44 protein-coding genes and 3 tRNA genes are annotated in these 26,156 nt (G+C 65.4%); 5 read left to right on the forward strand and 42 right to left on the reverse strand.

The genetic code is table 11. The annotated features are described in order from the left end of the window. Window positions 1-62 precede the first annotated feature (62 nt). The 18 genes from ACSMXN_RS09250 to ACSMXN_RS09335 all read right to left on the reverse strand — a co-directional run bounded on the left by ACSMXN_RS09250 (window position 63) and on the right by ACSMXN_RS09335 (window position 13,481). Window positions 63-536 carry a hypothetical protein gene (locus ACSMXN_RS09250; protein ID WP_022911573.1) on the reverse strand — a complete coding sequence of 158 codons (474 nt, stop codon included), beginning with the start codon at window positions 534-536 and terminating at the stop codon, window positions 63-65. After that, window positions 537-1,037, reverse strand: a complete 501-nt coding sequence (locus ACSMXN_RS09255) for a hypothetical protein (protein WP_022911574.1) — start codon at window positions 1,035-1,037, stop codon at window positions 537-539. Continuing rightward, window positions 1,037-2,050 carry a phage tail tube protein gene (locus tag ACSMXN_RS09260; protein WP_022911575.1) on the reverse strand — a complete coding sequence of 338 codons (1,014 nt, stop codon included), beginning with the start codon at window positions 2,048-2,050 and terminating at the stop codon, window positions 1,037-1,039. The genes ACSMXN_RS09255 and ACSMXN_RS09260 overlap by 1 nt, the downstream gene beginning before the upstream one ends. Next, complete coding sequence (locus ACSMXN_RS09265; protein WP_022911576.1) at window positions 2,050-2,406, reverse strand: hypothetical protein; 357 nt, start codon at window positions 2,404-2,406, stop codon at window positions 2,050-2,052. Before ACSMXN_RS09265 ends, ACSMXN_RS09260 begins: the two co-directional genes overlap by 1 nt. 13 nt (window positions 2,407-2,419) lie before the next feature. Next, complete coding sequence (locus tag ACSMXN_RS09270) at window positions 2,420-2,884, reverse strand: hypothetical protein (RefSeq protein ID WP_155958237.1); 465 nt, start codon at window positions 2,882-2,884, stop codon at window positions 2,420-2,422. Further along, window positions 2,884-3,765, reverse strand: coding sequence for a hypothetical protein (locus tag ACSMXN_RS09275; RefSeq protein WP_022911578.1), 882 nt, complete (start codon window positions 3,763-3,765; stop codon window positions 2,884-2,886). The genes ACSMXN_RS09270 and ACSMXN_RS09275 overlap by 1 nt, the downstream gene beginning before the upstream one ends. A gap of 37 nt (window positions 3,766-3,802) precedes the next feature. Then, window positions 3,803-4,021, reverse strand: coding sequence for a hypothetical protein (locus ACSMXN_RS09280; RefSeq protein ID WP_022911579.1), 219 nt, complete (start codon window positions 4,019-4,021; stop codon window positions 3,803-3,805). A 96-nt stretch (window positions 4,022-4,117) separates the two neighbouring features. Continuing rightward, entirely contained in the window at window positions 4,118-5,689 is a 1,572-nt protein-coding gene (locus ACSMXN_RS09285) for a phage major capsid protein (protein WP_022911580.1), read from the reverse strand. Between the two features lie 124 nt (window positions 5,690-5,813). Beyond that, window positions 5,814-6,761 carry an HK97 family phage prohead protease gene (locus ACSMXN_RS09290; RefSeq protein WP_022911581.1) on the reverse strand — a complete coding sequence of 316 codons (948 nt, stop codon included), beginning with the start codon at window positions 6,759-6,761 and terminating at the stop codon, window positions 5,814-5,816. Continuing rightward, on the reverse strand, window positions 6,758-7,999 hold the full coding sequence (locus tag ACSMXN_RS09295; protein WP_022911582.1) for a phage portal protein: 1,242 nt from the start codon (window positions 7,997-7,999) through the stop codon (window positions 6,758-6,760). Before ACSMXN_RS09295 ends, ACSMXN_RS09290 begins: the two co-directional genes overlap by 4 nt. After that, window positions 7,987-8,142 (reverse strand): hypothetical protein, encoded by a 156-nt coding sequence (locus ACSMXN_RS09300; RefSeq protein ID WP_022911583.1) that lies wholly within the window; start codon window positions 8,140-8,142, stop codon window positions 7,987-7,989. The genes ACSMXN_RS09295 and ACSMXN_RS09300 overlap by 13 nt, the downstream gene beginning before the upstream one ends. Then, window positions 8,139-9,608 carry a terminase large subunit domain-containing protein gene (locus ACSMXN_RS09305; RefSeq protein ID WP_051148723.1) on the reverse strand — a complete coding sequence of 490 codons (1,470 nt, stop codon included), beginning with the start codon at window positions 9,606-9,608 and terminating at the stop codon, window positions 8,139-8,141. The genes ACSMXN_RS09300 and ACSMXN_RS09305 overlap by 4 nt, the downstream gene beginning before the upstream one ends. Before the next feature lie 474 nt (window positions 9,609-10,082). After that, entirely contained in the window at window positions 10,083-10,589 is a 507-nt protein-coding gene (locus ACSMXN_RS09310; protein WP_022911585.1) for a hypothetical protein, read from the reverse strand. Window positions 10,590-10,701: 112 nt separating this feature from the next. Continuing rightward, window positions 10,702-10,965 (reverse strand): HNH endonuclease signature motif containing protein, encoded by a 264-nt coding sequence (locus tag ACSMXN_RS09315; protein ID WP_196811124.1) that lies wholly within the window; start codon window positions 10,963-10,965, stop codon window positions 10,702-10,704. A gap of 89 nt (window positions 10,966-11,054) precedes the next feature. Then, window positions 11,055-11,285 (reverse strand): hypothetical protein, encoded by a 231-nt coding sequence (locus ACSMXN_RS09320; RefSeq protein WP_022911587.1) that lies wholly within the window; start codon window positions 11,283-11,285, stop codon window positions 11,055-11,057. A gap of 110 nt (window positions 11,286-11,395) precedes the next feature. Beyond that, a complete protein-coding gene (locus ACSMXN_RS09325; protein WP_022911589.1) occupies window positions 11,396-11,713 on the reverse strand; it encodes a DUF6221 family protein in 318 nt (105 codons plus the stop codon). Continuing rightward, window positions 11,710-12,498, reverse strand: coding sequence for a hypothetical protein (locus ACSMXN_RS09330; RefSeq protein WP_022911590.1), 789 nt, complete (start codon window positions 12,496-12,498; stop codon window positions 11,710-11,712). Before ACSMXN_RS09330 ends, ACSMXN_RS09325 begins: the two co-directional genes overlap by 4 nt. Continuing rightward, entirely contained in the window at window positions 12,495-13,481 is a 987-nt protein-coding gene (locus tag ACSMXN_RS09335) for a hypothetical protein (RefSeq protein WP_022911591.1), read from the reverse strand. The genes ACSMXN_RS09330 and ACSMXN_RS09335 overlap by 4 nt, the downstream gene beginning before the upstream one ends. Before the next feature lie 149 nt (window positions 13,482-13,630). Here ACSMXN_RS09335 and ACSMXN_RS09340 point away from each other — a divergent pair, with 149 nt between their 5' ends. Next, a complete protein-coding gene (locus ACSMXN_RS09340; protein ID WP_022911592.1) occupies window positions 13,631-14,077 on the forward strand; it encodes a hypothetical protein in 447 nt (148 codons plus the stop codon). 19 nt (window positions 14,078-14,096) lie between these two features. Here the strand turns inward: ACSMXN_RS09340 and ACSMXN_RS09345 are convergent, their stop codons facing one another. The 16 genes from ACSMXN_RS09345 to ACSMXN_RS09420 all read right to left on the reverse strand — a co-directional run bounded on the left by ACSMXN_RS09345 (window position 14,097) and on the right by ACSMXN_RS09420 (window position 20,962). Then, complete coding sequence (locus tag ACSMXN_RS09345; protein WP_022911593.1) at window positions 14,097-14,300, reverse strand: hypothetical protein; 204 nt, start codon at window positions 14,298-14,300, stop codon at window positions 14,097-14,099. Then, a complete protein-coding gene (locus tag ACSMXN_RS09350) occupies window positions 14,300-14,539 on the reverse strand; it encodes a hypothetical protein (protein ID WP_022911594.1) in 240 nt (79 codons plus the stop codon). Before ACSMXN_RS09350 ends, ACSMXN_RS09345 begins: the two co-directional genes overlap by 1 nt. Next, window positions 14,532-15,233 carry a hypothetical protein gene (locus tag ACSMXN_RS09355; protein ID WP_155958242.1) on the reverse strand — a complete coding sequence of 234 codons (702 nt, stop codon included), beginning with the start codon at window positions 15,231-15,233 and terminating at the stop codon, window positions 14,532-14,534. Before ACSMXN_RS09355 ends, ACSMXN_RS09350 begins: the two co-directional genes overlap by 8 nt. 377 nt (window positions 15,234-15,610) lie before the next feature. Next, the gene (locus ACSMXN_RS09360; protein ID WP_022911597.1) at window positions 15,611-16,996 is read right to left on the reverse strand and encodes a ParB/RepB/Spo0J family partition protein; all 1,386 of its coding nucleotides are present in this window, start codon (window positions 16,994-16,996) and stop codon (window positions 15,611-15,613) included. Continuing rightward, window positions 16,993-17,265 (reverse strand): hypothetical protein, encoded by a 273-nt coding sequence (locus ACSMXN_RS09365; protein ID WP_022911598.1) that lies wholly within the window; start codon window positions 17,263-17,265, stop codon window positions 16,993-16,995. The genes ACSMXN_RS09360 and ACSMXN_RS09365 overlap by 4 nt, the downstream gene beginning before the upstream one ends. Then, a complete protein-coding gene (locus tag ACSMXN_RS09370) occupies window positions 17,262-17,540 on the reverse strand; it encodes a hypothetical protein (RefSeq protein WP_022911599.1) in 279 nt (92 codons plus the stop codon). Before ACSMXN_RS09370 ends, ACSMXN_RS09365 begins: the two co-directional genes overlap by 4 nt. Then, window positions 17,537-17,959, reverse strand: coding sequence for a hypothetical protein (locus ACSMXN_RS09375; protein ID WP_022911600.1), 423 nt, complete (start codon window positions 17,957-17,959; stop codon window positions 17,537-17,539). The genes ACSMXN_RS09370 and ACSMXN_RS09375 overlap by 4 nt, the downstream gene beginning before the upstream one ends. Further along, window positions 17,956-18,228 (reverse strand): hypothetical protein, encoded by a 273-nt coding sequence (locus ACSMXN_RS09380; RefSeq protein WP_022911601.1) that lies wholly within the window; start codon window positions 18,226-18,228, stop codon window positions 17,956-17,958. Before ACSMXN_RS09380 ends, ACSMXN_RS09375 begins: the two co-directional genes overlap by 4 nt. Further along, window positions 18,225-18,713 (reverse strand): hypothetical protein, encoded by a 489-nt coding sequence (locus ACSMXN_RS09385; protein WP_022911602.1) that lies wholly within the window; start codon window positions 18,711-18,713, stop codon window positions 18,225-18,227. The genes ACSMXN_RS09380 and ACSMXN_RS09385 overlap by 4 nt, the downstream gene beginning before the upstream one ends. Next, window positions 18,701-19,018 carry a hypothetical protein gene (locus ACSMXN_RS09390; protein WP_155958244.1) on the reverse strand — a complete coding sequence of 106 codons (318 nt, stop codon included), beginning with the start codon at window positions 19,016-19,018 and terminating at the stop codon, window positions 18,701-18,703. The genes ACSMXN_RS09385 and ACSMXN_RS09390 overlap by 13 nt, the downstream gene beginning before the upstream one ends. Before the next feature lie 5 nt (window positions 19,019-19,023). Further along, on the reverse strand, window positions 19,024-19,272 hold the full coding sequence (locus ACSMXN_RS09395; protein ID WP_022911604.1) for a hypothetical protein: 249 nt from the start codon (window positions 19,270-19,272) through the stop codon (window positions 19,024-19,026). Next, the gene (locus ACSMXN_RS09400) at window positions 19,269-19,547 is read right to left on the reverse strand and encodes a hypothetical protein (RefSeq protein ID WP_022911605.1); all 279 of its coding nucleotides are present in this window, start codon (window positions 19,545-19,547) and stop codon (window positions 19,269-19,271) included. The genes ACSMXN_RS09395 and ACSMXN_RS09400 overlap by 4 nt, the downstream gene beginning before the upstream one ends. 73 nt (window positions 19,548-19,620) lie before the next feature. Further along, window positions 19,621-19,872, reverse strand: coding sequence for a hypothetical protein (locus ACSMXN_RS09405; RefSeq protein ID WP_022911606.1), 252 nt, complete (start codon window positions 19,870-19,872; stop codon window positions 19,621-19,623). Between the two features lie 162 nt (window positions 19,873-20,034). Further along, a complete protein-coding gene (locus ACSMXN_RS09410) occupies window positions 20,035-20,226 on the reverse strand; it encodes a hypothetical protein (protein WP_022911608.1) in 192 nt (63 codons plus the stop codon). Continuing rightward, a complete protein-coding gene (locus ACSMXN_RS09415; RefSeq protein ID WP_022911609.1) occupies window positions 20,223-20,504 on the reverse strand; it encodes a hypothetical protein in 282 nt (93 codons plus the stop codon). Before ACSMXN_RS09415 ends, ACSMXN_RS09410 begins: the two co-directional genes overlap by 4 nt. Beyond that, a complete protein-coding gene (locus ACSMXN_RS09420; protein ID WP_022911610.1) occupies window positions 20,501-20,962 on the reverse strand; it encodes a hypothetical protein in 462 nt (153 codons plus the stop codon). The genes ACSMXN_RS09415 and ACSMXN_RS09420 overlap by 4 nt, the downstream gene beginning before the upstream one ends. Before the next feature lie 95 nt (window positions 20,963-21,057). Here ACSMXN_RS09420 and ACSMXN_RS09425 point away from each other — a divergent pair, with 95 nt between their 5' ends. Next, the gene (locus ACSMXN_RS09425; protein ID WP_022911611.1) at window positions 21,058-21,504 is read left to right on the forward strand and encodes a hypothetical protein; all 447 of its coding nucleotides are present in this window, start codon (window positions 21,058-21,060) and stop codon (window positions 21,502-21,504) included. A 14-nt stretch (window positions 21,505-21,518) separates the two neighbouring features. Here ACSMXN_RS09425 and ACSMXN_RS09430 read toward each other — a convergent pair whose 3' ends face one another. Next, on the reverse strand, window positions 21,519-21,707 hold the full coding sequence (locus ACSMXN_RS09430; protein WP_022911612.1) for a helix-turn-helix domain-containing protein: 189 nt from the start codon (window positions 21,705-21,707) through the stop codon (window positions 21,519-21,521). A gap of 126 nt (window positions 21,708-21,833) precedes the next feature. On the opposite strand from ACSMXN_RS09430, the gene ACSMXN_RS09435 reads away from it, so the two are divergent. After that, window positions 21,834-22,145 (forward strand): helix-turn-helix domain-containing protein, encoded by a 312-nt coding sequence (locus ACSMXN_RS09435; RefSeq protein WP_081648962.1) that lies wholly within the window; start codon window positions 21,834-21,836, stop codon window positions 22,143-22,145. Here the strand turns inward: ACSMXN_RS09435 and ACSMXN_RS09440 are convergent. After that, a tRNA-Lys gene (locus ACSMXN_RS09440) sits at window positions 22,107-22,179 on the reverse strand. The two genes, ACSMXN_RS09435 and ACSMXN_RS09440, sit on opposite strands and share 39 nt — an antisense overlap. A 184-nt stretch (window positions 22,180-22,363) precedes the next feature. Here ACSMXN_RS09440 and ACSMXN_RS09445 point away from each other — a divergent pair. Next, window positions 22,364-22,867, forward strand: a complete 504-nt coding sequence (locus tag ACSMXN_RS09445) for a GNAT family N-acetyltransferase (protein WP_022911613.1) — start codon at window positions 22,364-22,366, stop codon at window positions 22,865-22,867. Here the strand turns inward: ACSMXN_RS09445 and ACSMXN_RS09450 are convergent. From ACSMXN_RS09450 to orn, 4 genes are all read right to left on the reverse strand, one after another. Beyond that, window positions 22,793-23,551 (reverse strand): sulfite exporter TauE/SafE family protein, encoded by a 759-nt coding sequence (locus tag ACSMXN_RS09450; RefSeq protein WP_022911614.1) that lies wholly within the window; start codon window positions 23,549-23,551, stop codon window positions 22,793-22,795. The genes ACSMXN_RS09445 and ACSMXN_RS09450 overlap by 75 nt on opposite strands. A 63-nt stretch (window positions 23,552-23,614) precedes the next feature. Continuing rightward, entirely contained in the window at window positions 23,615-24,340 is a 726-nt protein-coding gene (locus ACSMXN_RS09455) for a GntR family transcriptional regulator (RefSeq protein ID WP_022911615.1), read from the reverse strand. Between the two features lie 165 nt (window positions 24,341-24,505). Then, window positions 24,506-24,581 (reverse strand) — tRNA-His (locus ACSMXN_RS09460). 125 nt (window positions 24,582-24,706) lie between these two features. After that, window positions 24,707-25,315, reverse strand: coding sequence for an oligoribonuclease (gene orn, locus ACSMXN_RS09465; protein WP_022911616.1), 609 nt, complete (start codon window positions 25,313-25,315; stop codon window positions 24,707-24,709). Window positions 25,316-25,453: 138 nt separating this feature from the next. Between orn and ACSMXN_RS09470 the strand changes: the two genes are divergently transcribed. Further along, window positions 25,454-25,762 carry a 4a-hydroxytetrahydrobiopterin dehydratase gene (locus ACSMXN_RS09470; protein ID WP_022911617.1) on the forward strand — a complete coding sequence of 103 codons (309 nt, stop codon included), beginning with the start codon at window positions 25,454-25,456 and terminating at the stop codon, window positions 25,760-25,762. A gap of 40 nt (window positions 25,763-25,802) precedes the next feature. Here the strand turns inward: ACSMXN_RS09470 and ACSMXN_RS09475 are convergent. Both ACSMXN_RS09475 and ACSMXN_RS09480 read right to left on the reverse strand, forming a co-directional pair. Then, window positions 25,803-25,875, reverse strand: a tRNA-Arg gene (locus tag ACSMXN_RS09475). Window positions 25,876-25,928: 53 nt separating this feature from the next. Further along, window positions 25,929-26,081 (reverse strand): hypothetical protein, encoded by a 153-nt coding sequence (locus tag ACSMXN_RS09480; RefSeq protein ID WP_022911618.1) that lies wholly within the window; start codon window positions 26,079-26,081, stop codon window positions 25,929-25,931. Window positions 26,082-26,156: the final 75 nt, after the last annotated feature.

Below are 26,156 nucleotides of genomic sequence, written 5' to 3' on the forward strand. Positions count from 1 at the left end.
GCCGTACTTCAGGTCCCACACGTTCCACGGCGAGATCGACGGCCACAGGTGGCAGATCAGCGTCAGCCGGCTGTAGACGGCTTTCTCGAGGTCGACTTCGTGGCGCGTTTGCCGGCTGGACGCTTTGCGGCCCGACCGGAACCCGGTCGGGCTCGCGTAGGGTCCGCGGGCGCCTTCCGATCTTCCGGCTCAGGAAGAATCCGCAGGCTACCCATCGGGAAATCGATCGCCGCGCCGAACGTGATCTCCTCGCCTGCGATCTTGCGGGACGCCCAGATGGTGATCGCCGTGACCCACAGCGCGCCCTCGTGCTCGGTCAGGGACTTCTCCGCCTCGGCCCGCACGGCCGCGGTCGCGCGTTTGTCCGCCATCCGATCGGCGAGGCGGTTGAACTCCTCGGCCCAGCCTTGGACTTGCGCGAACTTCAGCGGCCGGCCGAGCTTCTCGGTCTCCATCTCGAGTATCAGAATGTCCTTCAACGACAGCTGATCCAACGCTGCGTCGTTGTAGAGACGATCTCCGATCATGAACTTCATCTAGCCGCCTTGGTTGCCGAGGGCCGTACCCGCGCCGCGCGCGGTGCCGTCCCTGATCTGCCGCGCCACGTTCTCGAGCGCGGTGAGTACTTCCTTGCGGACCGGATCCGCGCCCGCCTCGAACGGACGGGTGAACGCTCCGGAGCGGATCGACTGCTTCACCCAGACCTGCGTGCGGTCAGCGCGGGAGAACACCGGGTGCCGGATCGTGCCGGCATCCATCGACTTCAGCGAGTAGCCCTCGCGGACCTTCAGCGAGATCGCAACCTTAGGGTTGTTGCCCGTCGTCGCGTTTGACTGGGCCAGCTTCGCCTTGGCGACCCGGGCGGCTAGGCCGCCGCGGTGCGGCAGCTCGGCCGAGCCCTCACGAATGATCGACTCACCCAGCGGCTTGGCTGCCCGCCGGAACGCCGCGTACACCTCTGTGCGGATCGTCTTATCCGCCGCCTCGTTCAGGGCTTTCGCGGCCGCGGTGAACTGCTCGTTCGCCTCTACAGGCATCAGAGCGCCGAGTCAGAGGTGCGCAGCACGATCCAGATCGGCTGTGCCGCGGTCAGGTTGTCCAGGCCCACGCCGGACATCGACTGAGTGATCAGATCGGTGCCGTTCGTCTTGGGCAGCTCGCTGTCGAACTTCACCTCGGGAACGACGACCTGCAGCGTTTCGAGGCCGGTGCTGAGCGAGCTGGCGGTGTAGTTGAACAGCAGGCACATCGGCGTCTCGTTCAGCACCGCGTCGCGGTAGGCGGTCGAGTCGTATTCGCCGACGAGCTTGCACGCAATATCGCGCTCACCGACGGTCGGCTTCGACTTGCGGCCGCCGCCGCCGAAGTTGTACCGGTCCTGCGCGGTGTTGTGGTTGAGAGTCAACGACCCGCTGCGAATGTCAGCGATCTGTGTCGTGGCGCTCGCCAGCGCCGTCGCGGTCGGTGGCGTCAACGTTCCCGAGGACAGCGAGGCGTTGGCGAAGTGGAACAGGTTCGGCGCGGCCGCGTAAGACGGCGCGGCATACGCCGTAGCCGTTGTCAGGTCCGCGGCATCGATCGTCGCCTTCAACGACAAGATGTCGCCGCTGGTGAAGTCCAGCTCGAACGAGTCCGCGGTGCAACCGAAGAACGTGTACGGGTCGACGGTGAAGCTGCCGTCGGCGTTGACGTGCGGCAGCCCCTTCTGCAGCGTGAACGAAGGCAGCAGATCCGCCAGGGTGAACACCTGCTGGAAGGTGCTGCCGGCCACCAACGTCGACACACCGGATCCAAGCAGGTACGAGAACAGCAAGCCCATGCCCTTAGACACGCACTCAGTGGTGAAGTCACCGCCGCCGTCCGCAGTGGGCACCGTCCGCCGGCCTGAGCGCGCCACGCGGCCGCCGACACGCAATCCCTTTCCCTGCTTGACGTTCTTGTTCCAGTCGAGCGACTCGTCGACGTACTCGAGCCAGCGGTTGGTTGTGACCGCCGTTTTGAACGTCGTTTCCGTCCCGAAGCCGATCGAGGCATCCTGTGCGCTGACCATTACTGGGCCTCACCCTTCGGAGTTGCGGCATCGGCGGCCGGCGCGGGATCGCCTGCGGCCGGCGGTGTGCTGGTGTCCTCGCCGGCGGCAGGTGTCGCCGCCGGGTCGGCCGGCACGGGGTCCTCGGCCGGTTCGGCTTCGGCCTGGAGCGCCTCGAGGATCTGATGCGCTTCGGCATCGACAGGCTCGTAGTTGAGCGTCTGCGGGAGCAGCATCCGCGCGTGCTCGGCGGTGACTTCGAATTCTTCGCCGGGCTCGAGGCAGCCGACGCCGTGCTCGTCGAGCGGGTCACCTTCGCGCATGATCAGCGGAAGGTCGACCTGGCCGAGGGGATTGATGTTCTTGATGACAGGCACGGAATCCTCCGGGCTAGTAGCGGACTTTCGCGGTGACGGTGCAGGTGAGATCAGCGATTCGGCCGGCGGGCACTGGATCGGCCAGGCCCTCGACGTGTTCCCAGCTCGTCGACGGGACCATCGACCCGAACGAGACCCAGGAGTCGTAGCAGGAGCCGCCGAGCTTCTCGTTCGGGGTGGCTCGCAGATAGGCCACCAGCTGGCCGTACGCCACGTAGGCGGCGTCGATCGCGGGTGCTTGGGCCTCCGCGCCGCCGGCGACGTACGCGGAGATGACGAGCGTCAGGTCGGCGATCTCCTCGCGGCTGCGGTTCGTGCCCATCGTCGGCCGGGTGGTGGGCGAGGTGATGCCCATCATGGCGATGATGAGGTCCGGCTGGTATTCGCCCGGGTCGCCCGCCGAGACGTACGCCGGTGCCGGGAACAACGTTTGCAGCGCGCTGTAGAGGGCGTCCCAGACGCCGGGGACGGACTGCATCAGGCCACGCCCTGGATCCGGCGCTCGTCGCCGCACAGTTGGACCACCGCGTTCGGTACGGCGAAGCCCATCGGGGTGTAGGTCACTTGCTCTGGGCCGGAGTTCGTGGGCCGCTGGCCCTGCATCTCGGTCTGCCACAACCAGCGCACTAGTCGGCGGGTCGCGCGAACGAGGCGCATCGATATGACGGTCCGGCCGGCGACGTAGGTGACATGGATATTGCGGCGGCCGCCGATGAACTGAGCGGCCACGCCGGAGATCCGGCGCATCAGGATCCCGTCGTCGAGGTCGACGGTGTAGCCGAACGAGTCGAACGCTCCGTTACCGTCCAGCGTCTCGAGCGTCAGGGTCCGGTTGTAGCCGGCACCGTAGGACTCGACGACGTTGGTGATGCTGATGCACGGCGCCTGGAGCAGCCGCACAGTGACGCCGCCGCCGTCGTGGGTCTCATCGCACTGCCGAGGCAGGATCGGCCCACACAGGTCCTCCATGGGCCCTGTGGCGGCCATGATCAGTTCCCGCAGGTCCTCGTCGTCGATCCGCTGCGAAGCGCTCACGGAGCCGGGCAGGCGCAGCGCTGAGCGGGCCTGCGCCAAGCTGATCAGCATTCCCGGGTCAGCGGCCGCGACCTCGAACACGTCGGAGTACGTGCAAGCGTTCAGGCCCGTCGCGACCCAGCGGACCGTGTGCCTGCCTGGGACTGTTGCGATGTAGGCGCCGACGTAGGTACCGGTCGAGGGGTTCGTGACCGTGACATTCACGGTTGTCACGCCATCGGGCAGCGTGACGGTGCAGGTGACGAGCGTGGCATTCGCCGCGGCGCCGCTGCTGTCAGTGACGGCAACGGCAAGCGGGACCGGATCTCCTACGTCGAATGCCACGGCTCGCTCCTGTCAAAGTTCCCGAACAGCGTCGAAATCAGTCCGCGGGCGCCGGGTCGATTAGTGGTGCGGGCGGAGGTGGCGGGGTCGGTTCGGTCGATCGCTTCTCGCGGCGGCGGCCTTGGGGTTTCTCTCCGTACTGGTCGAGCTGGTCGTCGACCTCGGCCAGGCGTCGGTCGCGGGTGTCGCTCTGGGGCCGCTGCTCGAGGCTGGCCTTCTCGTCCTTCAAACCGCTGATGTACTGCTCGCGTCGCATGACGTCCTTCTCTCCTCTGGGGATTCTTGGTGTGTGCCGCGGTCAGGGTGGGTGGCGGGAACAAGTTAGCGGCAGGTTCCCGCCACCCACGTCTGGCTAGAAGCCGGCCGGTGAGATCAGGCCGGTGCCGGCGATGACGGAGATGGCCTCCGGACGCCGGTTACCCATGAACGCGACGTAGTTGTAGACCTGGATCCGGACCTGCAGCGTGTTGGACAACACCTCGGACAGGACGCGGGTCCGCATGCTGCCCTCCCACAGGAACAGGTCCTGCCAGCGAGCGGTGATGCTGCGGGTCTCGTTCGTGCCGGCGCCGAGGTTCGACGGGATGTTGCCGTCGAGGAACGCGGGCAGGCCGTAGGTGAACATGCCGGCGGGGCCGTCCGCCTCGAGGAGACCGTTGTCGCCCATCGAGTTCATCGCGTTGGTGTTGGGCACCAGCAGCGGGCGGTTCGTGCTGTCCAGCTGGGACAGGGCCCAGTACCACAGCGACGGGGTCATGACCGTGCCGGTGGCCGGCATCTTCCGGAGGTTCGCGACCTTGGACGCGGCCTGCAGAAGCGGCACCCACAACTCCGGCAGCGTCGGGGTCGCGTCGGTGTAGGTGACCGCGTTGATACCCGAGACGTTCAGGATGCCGGTGACCTGGCCGCTGGTGCCGGATCCGTTGATCACCTGCAGGTCCAGCTTCATGTTGTAGTCGGCGAGCAGATCCGCCATTACAACCTCGTCGAACGAGATCGGCGACTGGTCGAGCAGCTGGATCGCGATGTCCTGCTGACCGGCGATGGTGCGGACCGGTGCGCTGACCGAGGTGTCCGTCAGGTCGGTCGAGGACACCCCGGCCGCATCCGCTGCCTGGATGGCGGCCGTGGTGCCCGAGGCGACCTTCGGGAGGTTGATCGAGTCGGTGCCGGACGGCAGCGCCATCGTGTTGCACAGGTTGGCCGTGGTCCGGCCGAACCGCGGCAGGTCGATGTACTCATCGATGAGCCACAGCGGCGGGACGAAGTTACCGCCCTGGCCGTCGGTGCGGTTCGGGTTGACCCGTTTCTCGAACGCATTCTCGCGGGCCCGCCGGTTGTAGCCGCTGCGACGGAGTTCGTGGTCGGTGCCTTCACGGGCCGCCTCGTCGCGGCGTGCCTCACGAGCGGGCAGCTCGATCGACAATTCCTTGGCGTGCCGGGCGAGCCGGTCACGGGCCGCGTCGACACCGCCGTCGCCGTCGCCGCGCTGCAGCTGCACGCGGGCCAGGTCGAGGAAGTAGGACGAACGCTGGTACGAGTCGTAGGTGCGCGGCTCGCGGGTGATGACGGCCCGCGGCTGGCCCAGTGCATCGACGCCGCCGCTGAGCCGGCGCTGGACGTCAGCGTCCGCTGCGCGTCGGGCTTCCTGCTCCTGGATGACGCGGAGCCGCTCGTCGAGCTGGGTGCGCTCCTCGATCAGGGTCTGCACGGCGTCGTTCGCCGCTCGGGCCTCGGTGCGGTCCTCCGGGATCGGTGCGGCCAGAGCCTCATCGATCTGGCGGGACAGTGCGTCGCGGCGTTCGCGGGTCGCCTCGAGGACGCCGGCTTCACCGCCGAGCGCGGGCCAGACGGGGCCGCGGCGGGTGACGCCGATGGCCTCGAGGCCGGTCCGTGGGTGGATCGGCAGAGTGGACTTGGACATGGCGGATTGCTCCTTACGGTCATTGGATGTGGGTCACTGCTGTGTCGCGGCAGGTGATCCGTCCCAGGTGGTGCGCCATGTCAGGCGTCCGGCGTGGGCGGCCGGCGTGCTGCGGGGTGGTGCGTTACTTCGCGGCTACGGCTAGAAGCGCGAGCCGGGCTCTGACGTCCGCGGGATGCGGGCCGGAGTTGCTTTGTGATTCGTCATCCGTCGCCGTGTCGTCGGACACGTCGTCGGTTTCGCCGTCGTCGTCGGGATTGGGAACGCCCATCAGCTCGGCGAGCAGCGGCTGCGCGGCGTCCAGACCGATGTCGGCATCGCTGATCAGGTCGAGGACTTCCTGCAGCGTCGTCATCGTCGCGGCGCTGAGCGTCGCGCCTGCGCGCTTCTCGGCCCGGGCCCGTTCAACGATCAGCGCCGGCACACGTGAGCGGGCCAGGGCCTGCGCTGCCCGCTTGCGGAGCGCCGTGGTGCCCGTGGTCGCCGGATTCGCCGGCCAGGTGACGATCGACGTGTCGCCACCGTCCAGGTCGACTTCCTGAATGTCGCGCTGCTCGTAATCGGGTGACCACATCTGCCGGATCACGTAGAACGCGAAGGACATCGCGTCGAGTTCGCCGGCGTCCATCGCCGACTGGACCTGATAGACGTCCGATCGTTTCGCGTCGATGTCAGCCTCGACCGCGAGGCCGGTCGAGTCCTCGCCCATGCGCAGGGTGCCCGCTTTCGTGCGGGCCATCGGCGCACTGTCCCAGCCGTGGTTCAGGCAGAAGATCGTGTCGGGGTTCTCGCTGAGCGTCTTGGTGAACGCGCCGCCGCGGACGACCTCGGCGTAGGTGCCTAGCCAATCCCACATCGTGTAGGGGGTGTCCACGATCGAGGCGTAGCCGGTGAACAGCAGCCGCGAACCGCCGGTGCCGTCGGGTGCTGCGCGCAGCGCGACGTTGTGGAACGGGAGGTCGAGGGTGTTCGGCCCGGATGCCTGGCGCACCAGCGCACGCATCGCCCGGACGTCGCCGTCGAGGACACGCTGCTCGAATTCCCGGAGACCACCGTTACGGATCTTCTTCATGGAGTACTCCCTGGCGCCGGTGCGTTGTCTGCGCCGCCGGCTGGCGATGCGTTGGAGTTGAGCGGAGAGAACGGATTCGACCCGAGACCATCGGGGTAAGGCTCGAGGCCGTCGCTGGCGCGGATCTCGTCGATCGTGCGGATACCCGAGACACGCTGCTGATTCGCGATCGTCGCCCGGTCAGAGGCGTTGGCTCGGAGGAACTCATCGACATAGAAGCCGGTCCACGAACCGAGGCCGCCCGGGATCATCCGGTTCCACGCGATCTCGATGCTGCGCAACAGCGGCAGGATCCCGTGCCGGATGTAGCCGGCGTCCAGAGCATCCAGGCCCTTGCCGCCACCCTGGGCGGCGTTGTCGATGATCGCCTGGATGCGGTGCAGCGGCACGTTGTACAGGCCGCAAACCTCCTCGCGGAGGAACCTGCGCGTCTCGAGGAACTGCGCGTTCTCGGGAGACACCGACAGCTGCTGCCACGTCGCGCCGCCGAACAGCACCGCGGGCCGGTGAGCGTTCGCGACGCCGGCGTGCCCGGCTTCCCATGCCTCTTTGACCTCGCGGGCCTTCTTGCGGTTGCCTGACTCCTTGACTGAGATGACGCCGGCCGGTGATCCGCCGCCGCCGAAGAATCCGTCGGCATACTGGCCGACCTTCAACGCCAGGTCGAACAGCAGCCGCTGCGCAGTGAGGACGTCGATGCCTGCGACCGCGCCGGGCTGCATCAGGCCGGTCATGTGGATGACCTTGTCCGAGTAGTACGTCTCGGGGCCGATCTTGAAACACTTGACGCCCTTGCGGTCCCGCGTCGGGTGCACAGCGTCGGGGTGCAGGATCGTCGTCTGATCCGGCAGACCAGTCTTCGGATCGGTCGCCACAACGAAGGCGTACGCATTACCGCGGGCTGCTTTCGAGTACGCCAACTGCCCGAAACCGACCTCTGGCGCGACGTCCGGACCGAACGGCTCGGTCACGATCCTGGGCTGGATCTTCAGCGGCTGATGCGGCCCGAATCGCTCGCCCTCGTAGGCCATGAACGGCAACGTCGTCACATCGTCGTGCAGCGCCTTCAGACACGCGAACACGGTCGAGATGCCGAGCGCCGCACCTTCACCGCTCGCGCCGCCGAGGCTCGAGGAGAAGTCCGTGCCGGCCGAGTTCGGCGGGATCGAGGAGTCGCCCCATTCGGCCGCGCGCATCATCGCCCGGGCGTTGCGGATCGCGCGGTTCAGGAGCGCCACAGCGTAAGTCCTTTGCCGTCGCTCAGCGCCAACGAGACGACGAGCATGCCGACGCCGAGTAGCAACAGACCGGCGATGACCGAGAACAGGAACGCGGCGACGATGATCAGCACGAGGCCCAATATCAGGAGCAGGTCACTCATTTTCGGGTGTCCTCTCGACACTGGCCGCACAGGAAATCGTGCTCACCGTCAGGGTCTTCGTGCGGGTTCTTCCCGCACTCGTCGCACAGCTCCAGGTCGTCCATGAAGAAGACCGAGAACTCGGCTATCTCCTCGGGCTCCTCGGCTGTCTGCCAGGCCTGCCGGGCCGCCACGAGCGCGACCAGCGGGCAGATATCGGCCGCCGAGCCTTTCCGGGCCAGCTTCGACGGGCCGTCGCCGAACTCGCGGATCACAGCGCCTGCGATCGCGGCGTCCAGCGCCGGCTGTCCCTCGCTGTGGAACATGTCCTCCGCGACGGTCGCGTCCTTCAACGAGCCGAACGCCTGGGCCATCTCCCGGGCGGTGATCAGCAACGGTTCGATGCCGGCCGCCTGCAGCGCGGGGATCAGCGAACCGGCTGGGCCGGACGGGTCCAACGCGATCGCCTTCGGGTTGTGCTCAGCTTTGAGCTCAGCGAGCCGCGGAACCGCCCAGTCGATACCGGGGCGGTACTCGACCAGCTCGCCGAATTCGAACCGGCCGTCGACTTCTTCCGAGGTGGCCATGCCGAACGTCGCGATCGCCGCGTACGAGCGTTCCGGGTTGACATCGACCGCGAAGGCGACCGGGTCCTCGACGTCGACCAGATCAGGGTCGACGCCGCGCTCTGCCCACAGCTCCGGATCGATCGGCGGCGGTGAGGCTGGGCGGTCCGCCTTCTGGTTGAGGAACGCGCGTTTGAATTCGCGCAATGCCTTCACCTTCATCGCCTCGTACTCAGCGCGGACACCGTCTTCGGTGATGGTGTGGCCGAGTGCCGGCATGCAGTCCCACCAGGTCTGCGGGTCGCCCGGGTCGGCGTCTTCGGGAGCGGACCACTCGAAGTAGCAGACCGAATCCGTGGCGCCGGCGAGTACTCGCGCGCGGCCGTCCTCGACCTTCTCGTTCAGGTAGATCGATTCCTGCGTGCCCGCAGTCGAGACAACCCACAGCTGCGGCTGCTCGCGGGTGATCATGGCCGGCTTCATCGCCTGCTCGGTGCGGTAGTCGATCTGCGCGAACGCTTCGTCGACAATGCCGAGATCGATGGTCGAGCCGTGACCGGCCTTCTCCGTCGAGGACGTGATGCCGTGGTTCGAGCCGTTACGCCAACGGATCGCTTCGCTTCCGTTTGCGAGGCGAATCTCGAACAGGCTCTTGAACGGGGAGTGTCTCAGCTCCTCGACGTGGTCCTTTTCCCATTTTTGCCGAGCGTCGTTTCGGGTCTGCGCCGTGTACACGATGTTCTGCGGCTCGCCCAGGCCGAGCGCCCGCCAGATCGCCAGGATCAGAATCAGCTGCGTCTTGCCCTGCTGGCGCGGCACCGTCAGTCGGCACTCCCGGTACACCAGCAGCTTGGTCACCGGATCGATCTCGAGGGCGACGTCGAGAACGTGGCGCTGCCACGGCATCAGCGGTTTGCCCATCGCTTTCGCGATCTCCGCCGCTGGGCCGCCCCACGTCGACCGGCTGAGCGTTCTCGGTGTGCTGAACCTCGGCTGGGCTCGGAGACCGGATACGTGAGAGGAAAATCGCGATTGGATCGCCGTCATCGACCTGGCCGCCAGTCTTGATTTGCAGCAGCGTGTTACGAAGTTCCTTCGCGATCGCCGCCGCCGCCATGCCCGCGCCGTCGTCCAAATGCCTCGCTAATGCAAGGGCAATCTGGCCCGGAGCCGTGTTCACAGACTCCAGCGAGTACAGCTCCTCAAGGGTCGCCCGCTCGACTGCCCGCGTACCCCGCCGAGGTAAACGATGCGCCATCAGCGAGACCCAATGCAGGATGCCGTACGGAGGTACGGGGAGTTTTTTCTGAGCGTTTTAGGGCTCCACCGATGGCAGCTGGATCGGTGGAGTACTTCAGCCGGCCGCGCCGTCAATCTGCCCGCGGCCCCAAATTGTTAGTGCGTGACCGGCGTCGTCGAGCCGGTGTAGACGACCCATTCGGCCGAGGCGCCCGTCGCGTTCGCGTCGACGTCGCCGGCGAAGTGATAGAGCGCGTGGCCATCGGTCGCCGCGACGTCGGCGAGCGACCATTGCGTCGAATCGATCGACAATTGGTCGTCGCCGGCGAACTCGTACAGCGGCAGCACGACGACGGGCGCGGCCGGCGCTGGGGAATCGGCGGCGACCGCGGCCTGGACCGAGGCGAGCAGCTGGTCGGCCGCGCTGAAGTCGAGCGCGTCGGCGCCCGGCTGTGCCTTGAGGCCGGTGATCACGTCCTCGAGGGACTTGAATCCATCGGTCAAGCCTTTTATGTCGGTGTCGAGGTGTTCCTGATTGCTGGTCATGATCTCTCCCATGATCGTCAGTCTGATGGCGAGGTCACGCCACCAGTCGGGCCACGAGCTGCATAGCTCGCATCCCTCGCGCGGGTGGTGGCGGCCGCCGTGGTCGAGCAGATCCATGGCGCGCCTTCCGAAGGTCCCCCCAAACGCGTGAGGGGAGAAAAAAACATGCACAGCGGGTCGAGAACACCGCCTACGGGCCAGACTTTTACCCGCCCCCGGGGTGCATCGGTCACCAGATTCGTGATGTCCGCATGGGTGGTGTCGCCTTATAGCCCTTGCCTGCGTTGCATCCGTAGTGGGACGGCTGCAGGTTGGACCAGGAGTCGTCGCCGCCCAGCTCGCGGGCCAGCTTGTGGTCGACCGAAGGCGACCACGGTGTGCGAGGTGGTGCGTCGAAGTCGAGCGCCTTGCCGCACAGCGCGCAGTGTGTGGCCACGGCCAGGACCTGACGCTTACGCACACGCAGCTGGTGGTCGGTCAGGAACTCGGCCATCGTTACACCGCGATCACCTTCGAACATGACGAAGGCCCGATCAATTGACCGGGCCTTGGACACAGTGATGGCACTGCACTCAGCTGTGATTAAACACCATTGTCGGACGGGAGTGCTGACACCCGTGCGCGTGTGCGTGTCGGTTTCGACAGCGCCACGGCCTCGACTTCGTCGTAGTCGTACAGCGTGCGGCCGTTGCGATCGCGGCCGCGTCGAGTGATGAGACCATCGGATGCCCAACGCCTGATCTGATCAGGATGCCGGCCGAGCGCAACGGCGATCGCGGGACCATCGAGCAGCAGCTGGTCGTCGTGAGTCATAGTCCGGTCACCACTTTGAGGCGAGGTGCCGCAGGATCACGTAGCCGACGAGCATTGCGCCGACAACGAGTAGGGCAATGATCACCACGAACAGGATCAAGGTCAACGCCTCACAATCGCCATTGCTCGTCATAGTCCTCGTGGTCTGCGTACGCCAGCGCCAGGCACCTGGCTGCGAACATTGTCGCGTTGAACCCAGCCAAGCGTCCTCTGATGTCGAGTCGATCGAGTGTCATCTCGGCGCCGTCGAATGCCTTGAGCCGTTGCGCGACGCGGCCCTTGGCGAGGATCTCGATCTCCATCCGATCGACTAGCGAGGTGCCGCCCCACACGATGGTGTTGCCGGTCTCGGCCAGCCATGCGCGGAAGTTCGCCGCGTGCGTCATGTCCTCCTGCGCGCGGTCGAGTAGGAAGTCGGCCAGGTTCATCGGGTTGCCTCCTTGGCGAGTGCGCGGCGTTCCGCGACGGTAGTCCAGGTTCGTTTGCATCGTGGGCATCGGATCGCGCCGCTTGCCTGCCACACGAACGCCGGCTGCCCGGTTGTCGATGACCAGGCCCACTCGCCGCCGCGCATGATCCAGTCACGGCCCGGTGGGCCAGCGAGCAGTGTCGGGTTGAGACGAGCTTGCGGTCCGACCTCGAGCAGGCCGGTCAGTGCGTCGGGGTGGTGTGGGCAGGTCAGGTCTGAACGGGTGTCGTGGGACTGGATGCCGATTGCTGATTGGGCCATCCTCAGCCACGCCGCCAGGTCCTTGGCGAGGTAGCGCGCGAGAGGTTGGCCGCGGTGTGCGAGTTCGCGGTGCCATCGCGGGATCGAGGTGATGATCTGCGACGGTGTCCGCCGAAGTGGCCGCCGTAGGTCCTCGCACGACGGGTCGTCGCACAGCAGGTGCGTCGGGCCGTGGGCCGGGTTCAGTTCATGGAGGATCGCGGTCGCTTCGGCCGATAGCTGTGTCAGGCCGGTCTCGATGATGCTGGCCACCTCGAGGACCTGGAAGTTCAGGCCAGCGGGTGAGCCTTTCGCGCCGCCGGTGCCATGCCGCTCGCCGCCGATCGATGAGGTGACCGAATCGCGGGCCAGCGCGGCGGGAAGGATGCGCCACAGCATGAGCAGCTCGTCGGCCTGGATATCGATCAGGTCCTGAACCGGATCTGTCTTCTTCGGTGGCGGGAGGGCGGGTTGCTTGTTCCTGAGTCTGCTGCGTTTGGTCATTCGGGTGCTCCACGTGAACGACGACTGCGTTTGCGTCGTCGTTTGCTAGATGTCACGGGGGTAGAGCTAAGTACGGAGTTACCCGACCCGTCCCTACCCGACCCAGCCGAATGCATTCCCTCGCGATGAGTTTCTGAATTCGAATTGCTATTCGGGGATCGATTCGCGTGCGTGCGGGGCTGGGTTGTGCCGGCGCGGGGTCCGGGTTTGGTCGGATCGCTTGCCGCGATGCGCGCGTGGCCCGGCTGGGTGCTGGGTCGCTGCGCTCGTGTTTCGGTGGTCTCGGGTTGCGCGTGGCCCGGCTGGGTGTCAGGTCGCTGGTTGGTGTTGCCGCTCGGTTCCACGGGGCGGCCGTTCTTGGTCAGCCATTTCGCTGTGGTCTGGGTGTAGAACGGGACGTCGGGCGCGGGCAGCAGCGTTTCGCGTTCCTCGCCGGCCATATCACGCATCTGGCTATTGCAGTGCGTGCACGCGACGACCATCGTGTCGACGGTCGCTTCCTCGCCCGGATGCAGGTGGTCGAGCGTGCCGCGGCGGGGTGACATGCGGCCGGCCCACGCGGTGACGACCTGGCAGTAACGGCACAGGTCGCCGTCGCGGAACCGAACCGGTACAGCAAGGCGGAGGTTGTTGGTGTCGGCCTTCTGCTGCCGCGACAGCTGGATCTCAGCCTTCGTCCGGATGTGGACGAATTCGGGATCCTCGAGGAGCCGATACGCGGCGAGGCCGTTCTCGCCCTTGCATTTCGTGAGCAGCCCGGTCCTGATGGCCAATTTCAGCAGCCGCGGGTTGTTCTCGGTGAAGGTGACGACGGTGCCAGCGTCGACGATGTAGTCGGTGGTGAACGCGCTCGACTGGTTGGTCAATCGCCAATAGAAACCGGCGACCATATTGATGTCACCGGGTTGGTAGCCGCGAAGCCCGGCAACGGCCATGATCGCCGGGTGCGTGCCACCGGTGTCGCCGTTCTTGTTCCAGGGCACGTGCGCGGTCTCCTCATACGATCTCGAATCATCATCAACACCTGCGGACAGGGCTTGGGGCCGTCAGGTGGACGCCCGCTCTTCTCGCCAGCCGCGCGAGAACACCTCGGCGATCTTTGGTCGAAAGGTCATAGTGCAAACTCAGCGTCATGTTGCTGCTCGCAAAGATCAATGAACCCCGTGTCAGTCCAGGGCAGTGCGTGCTCCTCGCCCAGGTCATACCGGTATTTCTCCTGGCCGGTGTCCTCGAACGCCGAAACGTCCGCAGGTACACCAAGACACTGACCTCGCGACTCGCCTGGACTCTTAGTGTGTTCTGCGGGGTGGTGGCTTGGGTGCTCCTGATCATGGGGTCGGAGAGCGGAATCAAGAAGGGGTGGCCGTCTTGGACGATCGTGATCTCGGTCGCGTTGGTGCTCGCCCCGTTGGTCCTCGGTCCACTTCAAATCGTCTTTCCCGACGACGACGATTCCTCTGATCGAAAGATCGCCATCGCGCCGGTTTCCGATTCCGACACGCCATCTGATTCCCTGGCTGCTCGAACCGCTCGTGCCCTCCGCTCGGCGACGGCGAATCAGGTGCACCGACGTCACTGAGCGTGTGCTCCTGGCGCACTCAGACATGTCGCCGCTCGGTCTCGGCGTTGACCGCGTCCGTCAGCTCGGTGACGGTCAGGCCGCGCATTGCGGCCAGTGCCTGGAACGCATCGTCGACGGAACGGTGAGCGGCTGTGTAGCCCTCGATGCCCATGTGGAGTGTGCGCGGCCATTCACGAGCAGCTGCAAGTGTTACAGCGACCGTGTAGAGGTGTTCGTCCATCAGTCGCCGCTCTCCAGGCCCTCGATGAACTCCCGCATCTCGCGCGGCGTCGATAGAAAGCCGCCGAGCTGGAGCATTGCGCCGAGTTCAAATGCCGCGTGGTCGCGCGTTGCGCCATGCTTGCCGAGATCTGAGACCAGCGATGCAAATGCGTTCTGGACATTGCCTTGATCTAGTTCCGCCAGAGCGCGTTCCTTACACCATCGGATGTGCTCTGATCGGGTCGTTAGCTCAGGCATTGGTGTCCTCTGTTTCGTCGATGGTCAGGGAGTACTCGACGAGCCGGCGCAGCCAGGCGCTGTGCCAGCCGTCGATTTGCAGGCTGAGATCTTCATCCGGCCGGATCGCGGTGAGCAGCCCGAGGAACGATTCGCCGCACGTGATGACCATCGAGTAGCCGACCGGTGTGGTGTCGATGACCAGAGCCTCGCTGTAGGCCTTCGCGGCCGCGGTGAACAGTCCGAGGAGCTGGCCGTTTGTGACGATCCGATCTGACTCGGACGTGCCGGCGGTCAGCTTGGTGTGCAGCAGCTTTTCGATGTTGGGGAAGTTGTCGTCGGTGGCGTATCTGGGCAGCGACAGCGCTTTGCCGGCGAACAGGCCAGAGATGTCGGTGACGGTGAGCAGCTCGTCGGTGACCTCGAGGCGGAGGAACTCGTCCTGGCCGTCTTTGCTGCCCTTGAACAGTCCGAGAATCTCCTTGACGTCTTGGGGTGACAGGTCGAACTTGGCGACTTCGCCATCGCCGTCCTCGATCGACACGATCGCGTGGCCGACCGTGTAACGGTTCGTGGCGGTGACGGTCAAATTCACCGATCCGATCTCGAGCCGGACGCGGTGGAGTTGCGCGAACTCCGGATCCGGATCCGCGTGGACGGATACGGCGCGAAGGGCCTGGCGGAGATCGTCGGTGCCTACGGTTACGACGGTCATGCGGGTAGCCTCACTTTCGGATTGTTGGCCGATTCCAGCCGTTCGCGGAGCGATTGCGGTTCGGGTTTCCCGCAGCATTCGCAGCGGTTCACCCTGCCGCTGGATGGGCAGGTCACGGTTTGCCGGCATTCCTGGTGCCGGTCGTGGGCGCACCCGGTACAGACGCGGCAGGCCCGCAGATCACACCTCATCCGAGTAGCACCGTGCGTGTCGTCGGCCGACTCTCGGCCGGGTCACGCGTCCAGACCATGACCGTGCGGCCGTCGACGACGTGATGATGCTTGCGGCCGCTATGCCCGGGCGGGTCGGTGCACGGGCGTTGCAGGCTCGGTACGAGCCGGGCGTTGACCTTGGCGATCGCTCCGCACGTGGTCGGCTTACTCCGAACCACTGCCGGCCACCGCCGCGGTCAGCTCGGCGATCCGTTCGTCGACCGCCGCGAGCTGCTCGAGGTCGACATCGCTGGGCTGATACCAGAGCTGCCCAGCAAGGAAGTCCATATAGGTGCGGGCGCCCTGATACTCATCCAGATCGCGGTAGCTGTTGCGCGTGCCGAGGATCGGGTCAGAGAAGAGCAGATGCTGCGTGAGGACCAGCGCCAGGACGAGCGAAGCCAGGCTCATCTTGTCGGTGATCTGGCGGCCCAGGGCGCGGCGCCCGTCCACGTCATCGCTCTTAGGCACGCCGAGCAAGTCGAGCGTCACGTTCTCGCCCTCGTAAACCAGGTTCCAGAACGTGCCGCGCAGGCCGATCTCGAGGTCGGTTGTCTTCAGCTCGACCGTGGAGACAACGTCGCGGCAGAACTCGAGGCGGGCAGCAGTCGCGGTTTCCCGTATCTTTTTGAGCCGCTCACGCTCGGCCCAGTCGGCCTGCTCTTGTTCGCGCTGCTTCTTCGCCCGACCCTTCTCGACCATCGACCCACCGGCGTTGGAGACATGCGCATCATCATCGGCACTGATCACGGAGCTCGGCTGATCACGCTCGGCCTGTTCAGGTTCGGCCTTGAAGTACTCGGAGTAGTAAGCGTTTGGTGGGTAGATCAGCACAACACCAGGGCCGACCTCATCCTCGCGAGTGAGTCTCATCGCGTTCGGATACCGCTCGTACATCGCGGCCCGGCTGCTGATTATCTCCGCGCCGGCCTCAATCGCGGCCGCGATCGCCTTCCGGCGTTTGTTCGCGTCCGCCAGGTTGTACTGGAAATTGCCGGTGCCCACCGATTGCGAGAGCTTCTCGAAAACCTCGGGCTCGTCGACGAACGGCGCCAACTTCACGGCGTCGCCCAGCGACAGCTGCCCATCGTGGATCTTCGCCTTCGCGGCGTCGGGCATCTCGGCGATCTGCAGCCGCTGCTTGACGCTCTTCGCGGAGGTGCCGGTCGCTTTGGTGATCATCGCCGCGGTGTAGTCCGGGAATGTCAGCAGCAGCTGGTACGCCTCACCTTCCTCGACGGGCGACAGGTTGCGTCGGCGCAGCCCAGCGATCAGCATCGCCTCGATCTGCGCGGGCTCGTGCGCGAGTTCCTCACGGATCAGGCACGGCACCGTGGCGAGTTTGGCCTGGCGGGCAGCGTCGATACGGCGATGGCCGTCGATGAGCGTGTAGCCGAAGTTGTCTGCTGACGGCGCTACGGTGAGCGGCTGCTGGATGCCGGACGATTTGATGCTCTTCACCAGCTCGGCGTCCGCGGTCGCGTCGTGGCGCGGGTTGGCCTTGTGCGGGTGGACCAGGCCGATTTCTATGTCGGTGATGGTGATCGTCATCTCGGGACGTCCTTTCGGGGTTCGGCGCTGTGGATGGTTGACCAGTTGGGGTCGGACAGGTGCCAGGGTTGGATCGCGCCGTCGACGTCGACGAGGGACGCAGCGATCGTGATGGCGGTGATCGCGTCGCCGGCGCACATCGTCAGTGCGCGTTCAGCCGCGGACCGCATGCGCTGGGCGCGACGGATCTCTTGGTCGTCGGGGTCTTTGATGATCAGGGCCAGGTCGAGGACGGCCTCGGCGATTATCTCGCGGATGTGTTCGTTCATTCGCCGACCGCGAAATCGGTCAAGGTGTGCTGGTGCCACCGCTCCGGATTACCGGGTCCGTTCGGCAAGGTTCGGCGGACGTGACCACACAGACCGATCAGTGTCTTGAGTGAGTGGCTGCCCGGGCACACACGGCAATAGACCTTTGCGAATTGGTAATGCGACTCGATCGCGCGGACACCGATGACCATCACGTCATCCGCGGATGTCGCCTCGACGAGCTGCTCGAGGAGCGCCGGCAACGTCAGCCGAGGCCGCGCGGGTGCGGCGCTCATCCGGTCACCAGCTTCTGCGCGGCGACCATCAGCATCTTCGTCAGATAGTTGACCTGCGACGGGAGACGGCAGGCGTAGCAGGAACCGGCCGCGCCCTTCGTGACCATGAACGCGAGATCCTCATCCGACGCCGGCCGCACAGCCCAGACCCGATCGAACACGATCAGGTCAGTGATCGCCGCGGAGGTCGTGGCCACCGGGTGACCGCAAGTGATCCTGTAGACCACGACCGTCGCGCTCGGATCGGCCAGTTGGGGCTCTACTGGGTCGTAGTCCTCCGCGTTGACGACATAGCCGCAATATCTGCAGGTCGAGTCCTCAGTAAGTACACCGACATTGGTTTCACCGCACCCTGCGCAGTCCCATGACGAACCGAATAAATCCTCGGTCGGATCTACTGGGATACCAGGAACAGTCACGACGACACCTCGATTCGCGCAGCGATATCGCGCAAGACGGCTTGCTCCAACGGCCACTGGCCACGCTTCTGCAGCGCATCAGCGAGAACACGGAGGTTTTTCGCGTCCCGCTTTGCCACCTCGGTTGGTGCTTCTGCAGCGAGTGCAGCCAGCTCTTGCCGAAACCGTCGCAGGGTTTCCTCGGGACGTTCGATCAGTGATTTGGCGCGGTTCTCGATGGCGATGCAGAGCGCCTCAATTCGCCGCAGCCTCTCGACCTCGGCGCTCATGCCGGCACCGCCACGTCGAGGCGCGCGGCGCGCCGGCGTTGCTGCGCGGGGGTGAGTTTCCGGTACAGCAGCGACTGATACGCCGGGGTGGCCGTCTTGCCGGTTCCGACGGTGACCCTCGACGGTTGGACGTACCCGAGTTCGATGGCCTTCGCCCAGGCGACGCGGCGGTCGGTGGGTTTGATCGCCAGCGCGTTCATGTCGCCGGCGACGGTGTTCGCGGATAGCACCTCGAGCTGGGTCGCGGTCTCGCGGATGATGTCGAGCGCGATCCGTTGCGGTTGCAGTTGCGTGCCGGCCTTGATGCGGGCAGCGAGTACTTCTCGTGATATCTCGGCGTACCAGCGGATCGCGGCGATCTTGTCGCGCGGGTTTAGTCCGCAGCCGACGTGGTATTCGTAGCCGTTGTCGATGAGGAACTGGTCCATCCGCCGACCGCAGTTGCGGTCCGTGCACAGCTCGCTCGCCGGGCTCACCGCCGCCACCTCTTGGTCAGCTGGTAGGCGGCCGCGGGTACAGCGAACAGGGCGATCGCGACCCACGGCACGAGGTCGCGGTGCCATATCGCGATCCAGAAGCAGAACAGCCATAGGGCGTAGGCCGCGCAGAACAGCAGCAGCATGGTCGCGTATTCGCCGACGGTCCGGACGAGTAGCAGCAGGCGTTCGCCGCGGTCGGTCCAGCGGACGGGTCGCGGTTCGGCCGGCGGGATGATGTTCGGCGGTAGGGGCTGCCACGTCAGGCCGTGCTCGGCGAGCCACTGCTCGTCTCGGTCGGTGACGCGCTTCACGGGATTCACCAGCGCCCGGGCGCGTCGTAGATGGCGGTCGCGGCCAGGACGTGAGCCTCGTTGCCCATCATGAGCGACAACGTGGTCAGCTCGACGGTGAGCGCCATCGCGATGTACTGGATCGGCGTCGGTGTGCGGTCGAAGTTGTCCGGGTGTAGCCGGGCGGCCGCGACACGGAGCCGCGCGATCAGGATCGCCGGATCCTCCTCGATGACGACGTGCTCGAGGACGGCCGGGATCGTCTCGGCGGTCATCGGGTGTTCCTGGTGTAGTTGCGTGTCGGGTTTTCCCACGTCCGGCGCGGCCAGAACAGGCCCACGAGGACGATGCCGGCGAGCAGCAAGATCAGCCCAACGACGATCACGCGGTGGGGTGTGGCACCGGTCGAAGCCAGCACGGGGGGACTGGCGACGACCGGTGCGTCTATGGCGGCCGCGGCCGCGGCGGCAGGGTGAGCGACGGTCTTGGGCGGTAGCGGTAGGTGCGGTATCGGCTTGTAGCCGTGTGGCGGGAGGTTGACCGGCGGCAAATAGATCCACGGTGCGCTGATGCACGGCGCCGGCTGCGTGATGATCTGACCGGACCGGCAAGCAGGCGTTGCGCTACTCGACGACGGCGAGGCGGCGGCGCTGCTGCTCGACGGCGCGGACGAGCTGGTATCGGGCGGACTTGAAGGCGTCCCAGTCTGCGCTGGCGGTTGGGAGCCGGTTGGGCTCGAATCGGTGGGTGCCGAGGTAGCTGAGGGCGTTGGCGAGGCGGATGTATCGCTCGCCGGGCTCGAGGCGCTCGACGTGCCAACCGGGCTCGATGATTCCGCCGGTCGCGTGCGGGTGTGGCTCGGTTTCGGCTGGCATGAGCTGTATCCCTTCGGGCTGCACGACGAGGGCGGAGTGGGCCGCGGTGACGGTGTCGGGTGGCAGGCGTACGCGGTGCCGCACGCCAGGACCAGGGCGACGAACGCCGCGCCGATCACGATCGGCACACGGCTCAGCCGATAAGATGTGCGTTGCATGGTGTTACCTCTCGAGGTGATCGGAACGGCCATCCGTTGCAGCGGGTGGCCGTTCGCTATTGCTGGTGAGGTTCGGGTTTTCGTCGTCGACCCAGCGACGGAACGGCGGGCACAGCACATAGAGCGCGGCGACCGCGGCCAGGAGCAGTGCGGCGAGGACGACGATCCAGCCGCCGGCGTCCATACCGGCGGTCACTGAGTGGCCTGCCTGCAGAGATCGCACGAGCAAGCGAGCTTGATGATGAACAGCGAACGGGTCGACGGCGGTGTCGACGTGCGCAGCGTCTTGATCTCCATCCGGTGGAGGTCAGCCTCGGCCGGCTCGACCAGCCAGCACGGTGTGCCCATGTAGATCGCGCCGGTGACCGTGCAGTCGATCTCGCGGTCCATGAACGTCACGATCTTCGCGACCGGGATCTGGACCGACAGGTCGAAGTCGTACAGCGTGACCTGGTCCAGGCCCTGCGCGGTCATGCCGACTTCGCAGCGTCGAGTTCGTCGCGGCGGAGTTTCTTCAACGTCGCCAGCGAAATATCCAGATCAGTAAGCGCGGTGTCGAGCAGCTCACGTGCCGCCGTGTAACCGGATAGCAGCGCGCGGCCGCCATCAGACGCCGCCAGCGAATCGACGATCTTTGCTGCCCGGTTCGCGCGCCGAACCGCCTGGCCCGCGCGGTGAGTCGCTGCCTGCCGAGCGGCGAGCGCGGACGGCGGCGGCTCGACCGGGTTCGTGAACCTCACTACCTCGGCGACGTCGGCTCGAAGCCGGTCCATGCCGTGCAGGTAGCGAACCATGCACTCCGGGCACGAAATCGTGTCCGGATCATCAGTGACCGTGATCGCGGGGTGCTGCGCGCCGCAAGCAACCGACGATCCGGTGGTGCGGAAATGAACGGGGCTCGAGATTGGCAACGCCTGCTCCGCCGCGGTCATGATGCGGACCCCCGCGGCGAGCCGAGGCCAGTTTCGCCGCCGCGCCCCGGCTCGCCACCTACCCTCGGATCACCACAACCAGAGGGAGAACAAACATGAACGCCGACCAGTGCGGTGTATTCGCGACGCTCATACCGGTATTGCTGCTCGCCGGTTACCTCAGCGGCGACATCGTCGGCACAATCTCGAGGCTGCCCAGACTGGTGCGCATTGCGACCATCGTTATCGTCCTCGTAATCAGCTTCGGCGAGAGCCTCGCACTTGTCGGTGTTCGGAATGGATCGGTCTCGGCAACTACCGCCGGATGCATCCTCGCCGCCGCGATGCTCGCCTTGGGCGCGATGCTCGGCGCCGGATTCGCGGGACTCATGTTCAGTGACGAGATGAGGGAGGACGAGGAAGCGAGGAAGCGCCTCGCGGACACGATCCACTACCTCAAGGTGCTCGACGCGGTCCTTCCGAAGATCCGCCCGCTGGCGGCTCAGGACTCGACGGCCAGCGGTGACCGCCAGACACGAGATGATGCACGGGATAGCGAATAGAACGATCTCGGCGGTCACGAGTGGCGGCCGGTCTTAAATCGCGCGATCTCGGCGCGATCGAACAGGTACGGCCCCCGAATACCGGGAGCCTTTGCCACGGGACGGAGCTTCCCGTCCTTGGCCCAACGGTTTACGGTGGCAACGGACCGCCCCAAAATCTCAGCTACCTCGGCGGTGGCCGCGAGGTCGGATCTATTCACCACTTGGTGATGGTTTGGCATTTGCACAACGTAGGGCAGGTTCGCGGAACATGCAAGTACCTAAGGTTGCGCGAGTCGCAAAGTTTCTAGGCTTGCGCAAGGATCTACGCCATGCGTAACCTTGTGCGCATGACCAGCGCACTCGAACCCGGCATCGTCCCTATCTGGACCGTCGCCGACCGTCTAAGAAAGTCCCGAGAATTTGCGGGATTGGATCAGGGGTCGCTCGCTGAAGCGATCGAGGTGTCACGTAACACGATCAGCAATTACGAGTCGGGCCGAGTCACACCACGGCGGATCGTGTTGCGTCAGTGGTCTCTACGTACAGGCGTGCCGCTTGAGTGGATCGAGACCGGAAATGCAGAACGCCACCGACCGGATGGACCGGACGATGGCGATGAGTGCGCCGCGAGGGACTTGAACCCCCAACCCGCTGATTAAGAGTCAGCTGCTCTGCCAGTTGAGCTAGCGGCGCGTATTGGTTGAGCCTAGATGGTGCGTGTTGCGTCGTGAAATCTGGTGGACAGCATCTCTGCGGGCCGAGGCGAAACTTTAGCAGAACTGGACGCAATGCCGTAAATCTCGGGCAGCCGGCCCACGCGTGGAGTTCGGCTAATAACCACCGAATATCGGTTGGTCGCGGCCTGCATGCTTGGTGGGTGGCCGAGACTAGTGGATATCAGATCGACGATGACCCACGCCGTGTCGATGTCGATGCGGCCTGGCGCTTTCTGAGTTCCGAAGCATATTGGGCTCGATGGCGTACTCGCGCCGACGTCGAACGCCAGATCGCGGCGGCATGGCGAGTAGTCGGCTGCTACGACGCGTGCGGGGCGATGGTGGGGTTCGCCCGCGCAGTATCTGACGGCTGCAACCTGGCTTACCTTGCCGACGTCTACGTTCACCGCGAGCACCGCGGACGCGGCCTCGGCGAGGCGCTCGTGAGGGCAATGATCGACGACGGGCCCGGGGCGGAATTCCGCTGGATGCTGCATACCGCCGATGCACACGGGTTGTACCGCAAGTTTGGCTTCAAGGAGCCGGATGTTTCCTACCTTGAACGGCCGAGCCAGCGGGCCGACCCATCTTCAGCGCACGAAGAGCACGATCGCAACGACGGTGCCAAACCCGATCACGGCGATGCGAAGTCCGTGGGCCGGTAGGCGGCGAGCCACCTTGGCGCCGAGGAAGCCACCGAGCAGGCTGGTCGCGGCCATGATCAGCACCGGGAGCCAGTGCACCGGGCCGAAAATCGCGAAGAACACCATCGCGAGGGTGTTGATCGACATCGAGAGCGCGTTCTTGTAGGCATTGACCTGCTGGAGGTTGATGCTCAACAGGCTGCCTATTACGGCCAACAAGATGATGCCGAGGCCGGCGCCGAAATAGGCGCCGTACACCGACGCCAGCAGCACCCCAATGATGAGGGGCGGCCCGGATGGGTCCCTGCCGCTCATTCGTGCTCGCCGAGACACCCATGCCGAAACCCACGGCTGGAGGGCAAACAGCGCGGTGGCCGCTAGCACCAGCCACGGCACGAGGGCAGTGAACACATCAGCGGGCGTGGTCAGCAGCAGCACCGAGCCCGCTGCGGCGCCGACCAATCCCGTCAAGCAGAGCGCGACAACCTGTCTGCGGTCCTGGGAAAGCTCTCTCCGGTAGCCGATCGCACCACCGACGTAGCCGGGCCACAGCGCCACGGTGTTCGTGACGTTTGCCGGCACGCTGCCGAGTCCGGCGGCGAGCAGGGCTGGAAACGAGATGAGCGAACCGCCCCCGGCGACTGCGTTCAGCGTTCCGGCCACGAAGCCGGCACCGGCCAGCAGGGCGGCCTGACCGGGTGTCATCGGCCCACCGCGCGGTGGCTCCCGCGGTCACTAGCCGCACCTGTCACTGACTTCATTCTCCGGCTACGCCTTGCCGCCATCGGAGCCGCCATCGGAGCCGCCAGCGGAGCCGCCAGCGGAGCCGACAGTGGTGCCGCCAGTGGGCCGCCGATACGACGCGCGCGCGGCCAGAACATGATCGCGGGCTTCGGACTCAGCCAGCTCAGCATCGGCGGCGCGGATCGCAGCAATCAGTCCCTGATGTTCCACCCATGAGTGCGGCGCGCGATACGAGGCGCTGTGCCTGAACAGCCATTGACCGCGCTTCACCATCGGAATTCCAATCCCGGCAAGATAGTCGTTCCCTCCGATCCCGAACACCTTCGAATGGAATTCGGTGTTGAGATCAGACAGCGCATCTAGATTTGTGTCATCGGTGGCGAGCCTGGCCCGTTCGAGTATTTCGGCCAACTCATCGATGTCCTGTGGTTGCGCCGCGTGCGCGGCGAGCCGGGCCGCGAGCGGTTCGAGTGCCAGTCGAACCTCGAACAAGTCGATGGCCTGCTTGTCTGACATCGTCGCGACAAAGGCGCCGCGACGTGCCGTCACTTCCACGAATCCCTCGGCACCCAAAACTCGAATCGCCTCGCGAACTGGATTGCGAGACACGCCGAGCTGCTCGGCGAGTCGATCCTCGATCAAGCGAGTACCAGGGGCGAGTTCTCCGGCCAGAATGAGTCGGCGCAGTTCCGTTGCGACCACGTCGCGTAGCGACGGGTGGGTGGCGCCAAGGCTGGCAGTGGGAGCCATTCGTACATTGTATACAAATGCTTGGTCCGCTCTCGATTGAGCGTGTCGGTTAAAGCAATGGCAGCGACGGCGAACGGAGGGCCTGATGAACGGAGGGCCTGATGAACGAGTCGGCGGATGGCTCGGAAACAACGCAGCCCCCGACTGCTCGGGGGCTGCGCTTTTTGGGGTGAGTGACGGGACTCGAACCCGCGACATCCGCGACCACAACGCGGCGCTCTACCAGCTGAGCTACACCCACCATTGCTCGGGCCCTCACGATCGTGAGCGTCTGAGCTGGATCAGTCTACCTGTTGAGGTGTCCGGTTCTTGCGGGGGTTGACCATCGCAAAGCTGCCGCTGTGGGACCAGTCGAACGGGCGAACCCTAACCCTGCAATGCGGCGGTTGCTGCCGCGGTCGCTTCCTCGCTCGTAGGGCCGGGTTGCGGGACGAACAAGGTGTTGCGGTAGTACCGGAGCTCCTGCACGCTCTCATGGATATCTGCCAGCGCCCGGTGCGCCAGACCCTTCGGTGGTTGCCCGAAGTAGACCCGCGGGTACCAGCGCCGCGCTAACTCCTTGATCGAGGAGACATCGATCATCCGATAGTGCAAGTATCCGTCGAGATTGGGCATGTCACGAGAGATGAAACCGCGGTCCGTTGCGATCGAATTTCCACACAGGGGAGCGGTGCCGGCCTCAGGCACGTACTGCTTGATGTAGTCCAGAACCTGTTTCTCTGCCTCGCCGAGAGTGATCTTTGAGGTGCGTACTTGCTCGGTCAGTCCGGAGGTCTCGTGCATTTGGCGAACGAACGGGACCATGGTGTCTAGCACGTCGTCGGCGCAGCCGATGACGATATCGAGCCCGTCGCCGAGTACTTTCAGCTCGGCATCAGTCACCAGAACCGCAATCTCGATGAGGGCGTCGCGACTCAGCTCCAGGCCGGTCATTTCGCAGTCGATCCACACCAGTTTGTCTTCGCGTGCGTTCACGGTTGTCGAGCGTAGAGCACCGGGCCGTCGTTACGCCCGGTAACAGCCTGGCTGGCCGTAGCGCGCCTTCGAATGTCGCTGCATACTCACCGGAGGTCACACTCCAAAACTCGAGCGTCGGACAGACCGGAGGTTGCCATGAATCGCACAGTCGTGACGACTGCTGAACTGGCCGAGGGACTGGCGTCGCTTGCCAGCGGATGGACGGGCACGACGTCTGAACTCAATCGGACTGTTGAGTTTCCGTCCTTCTTGATCGCTGTCCGATTCATCGGCGAGATGGCGCCGATCGCCGAGCGGCTGGATCATCACCCCGACGTGAAGCTGTCGTGGCGGACGGTCGAACTGACGCTCGCGACGCACTCGTCCGGGGGAGTCACGGCCCAAGATTTCGGGCTGGCCGCCGAGTTGGATCCGTTGATCGATCGGCTGTCGACCTCAAGCTGACTTGGCCGTTACGGCGATCGCACGAGGACAGTACGACACGTGCCCTCGGCAGGGATCGAACCTGCGGCCAAGCGCTTAGAAGGCGCCTGCTCTATCCGCTGAGCTACGAGGGCTTGCCGCAATGCTATCCAGCGGCTTTGCCACGTTTCTCAGCCCCATTTCTCAGTCAGCGACGCCGCTCGAAGCCGTCCGGCCCCTGCAAGGCGTCCGACCGCGGAAACATGCTGAATCGGGGATCGCGGGAGTCGGTGCCCCAAACGCCCATACCCGCGAGGACGAGTCCCGCCAGGATCACTAGAAACACGATGATGATTGCCATGGCAGTAAGTCTGCGCTAGCCGAGATGCTGCCACGAGTGGCAGAAAAGACGTCAGTAGTTGATTATCCGCCAAAC

The organism is Parajatrophihabitans canadensis (genome assembly GCF_053764775.1).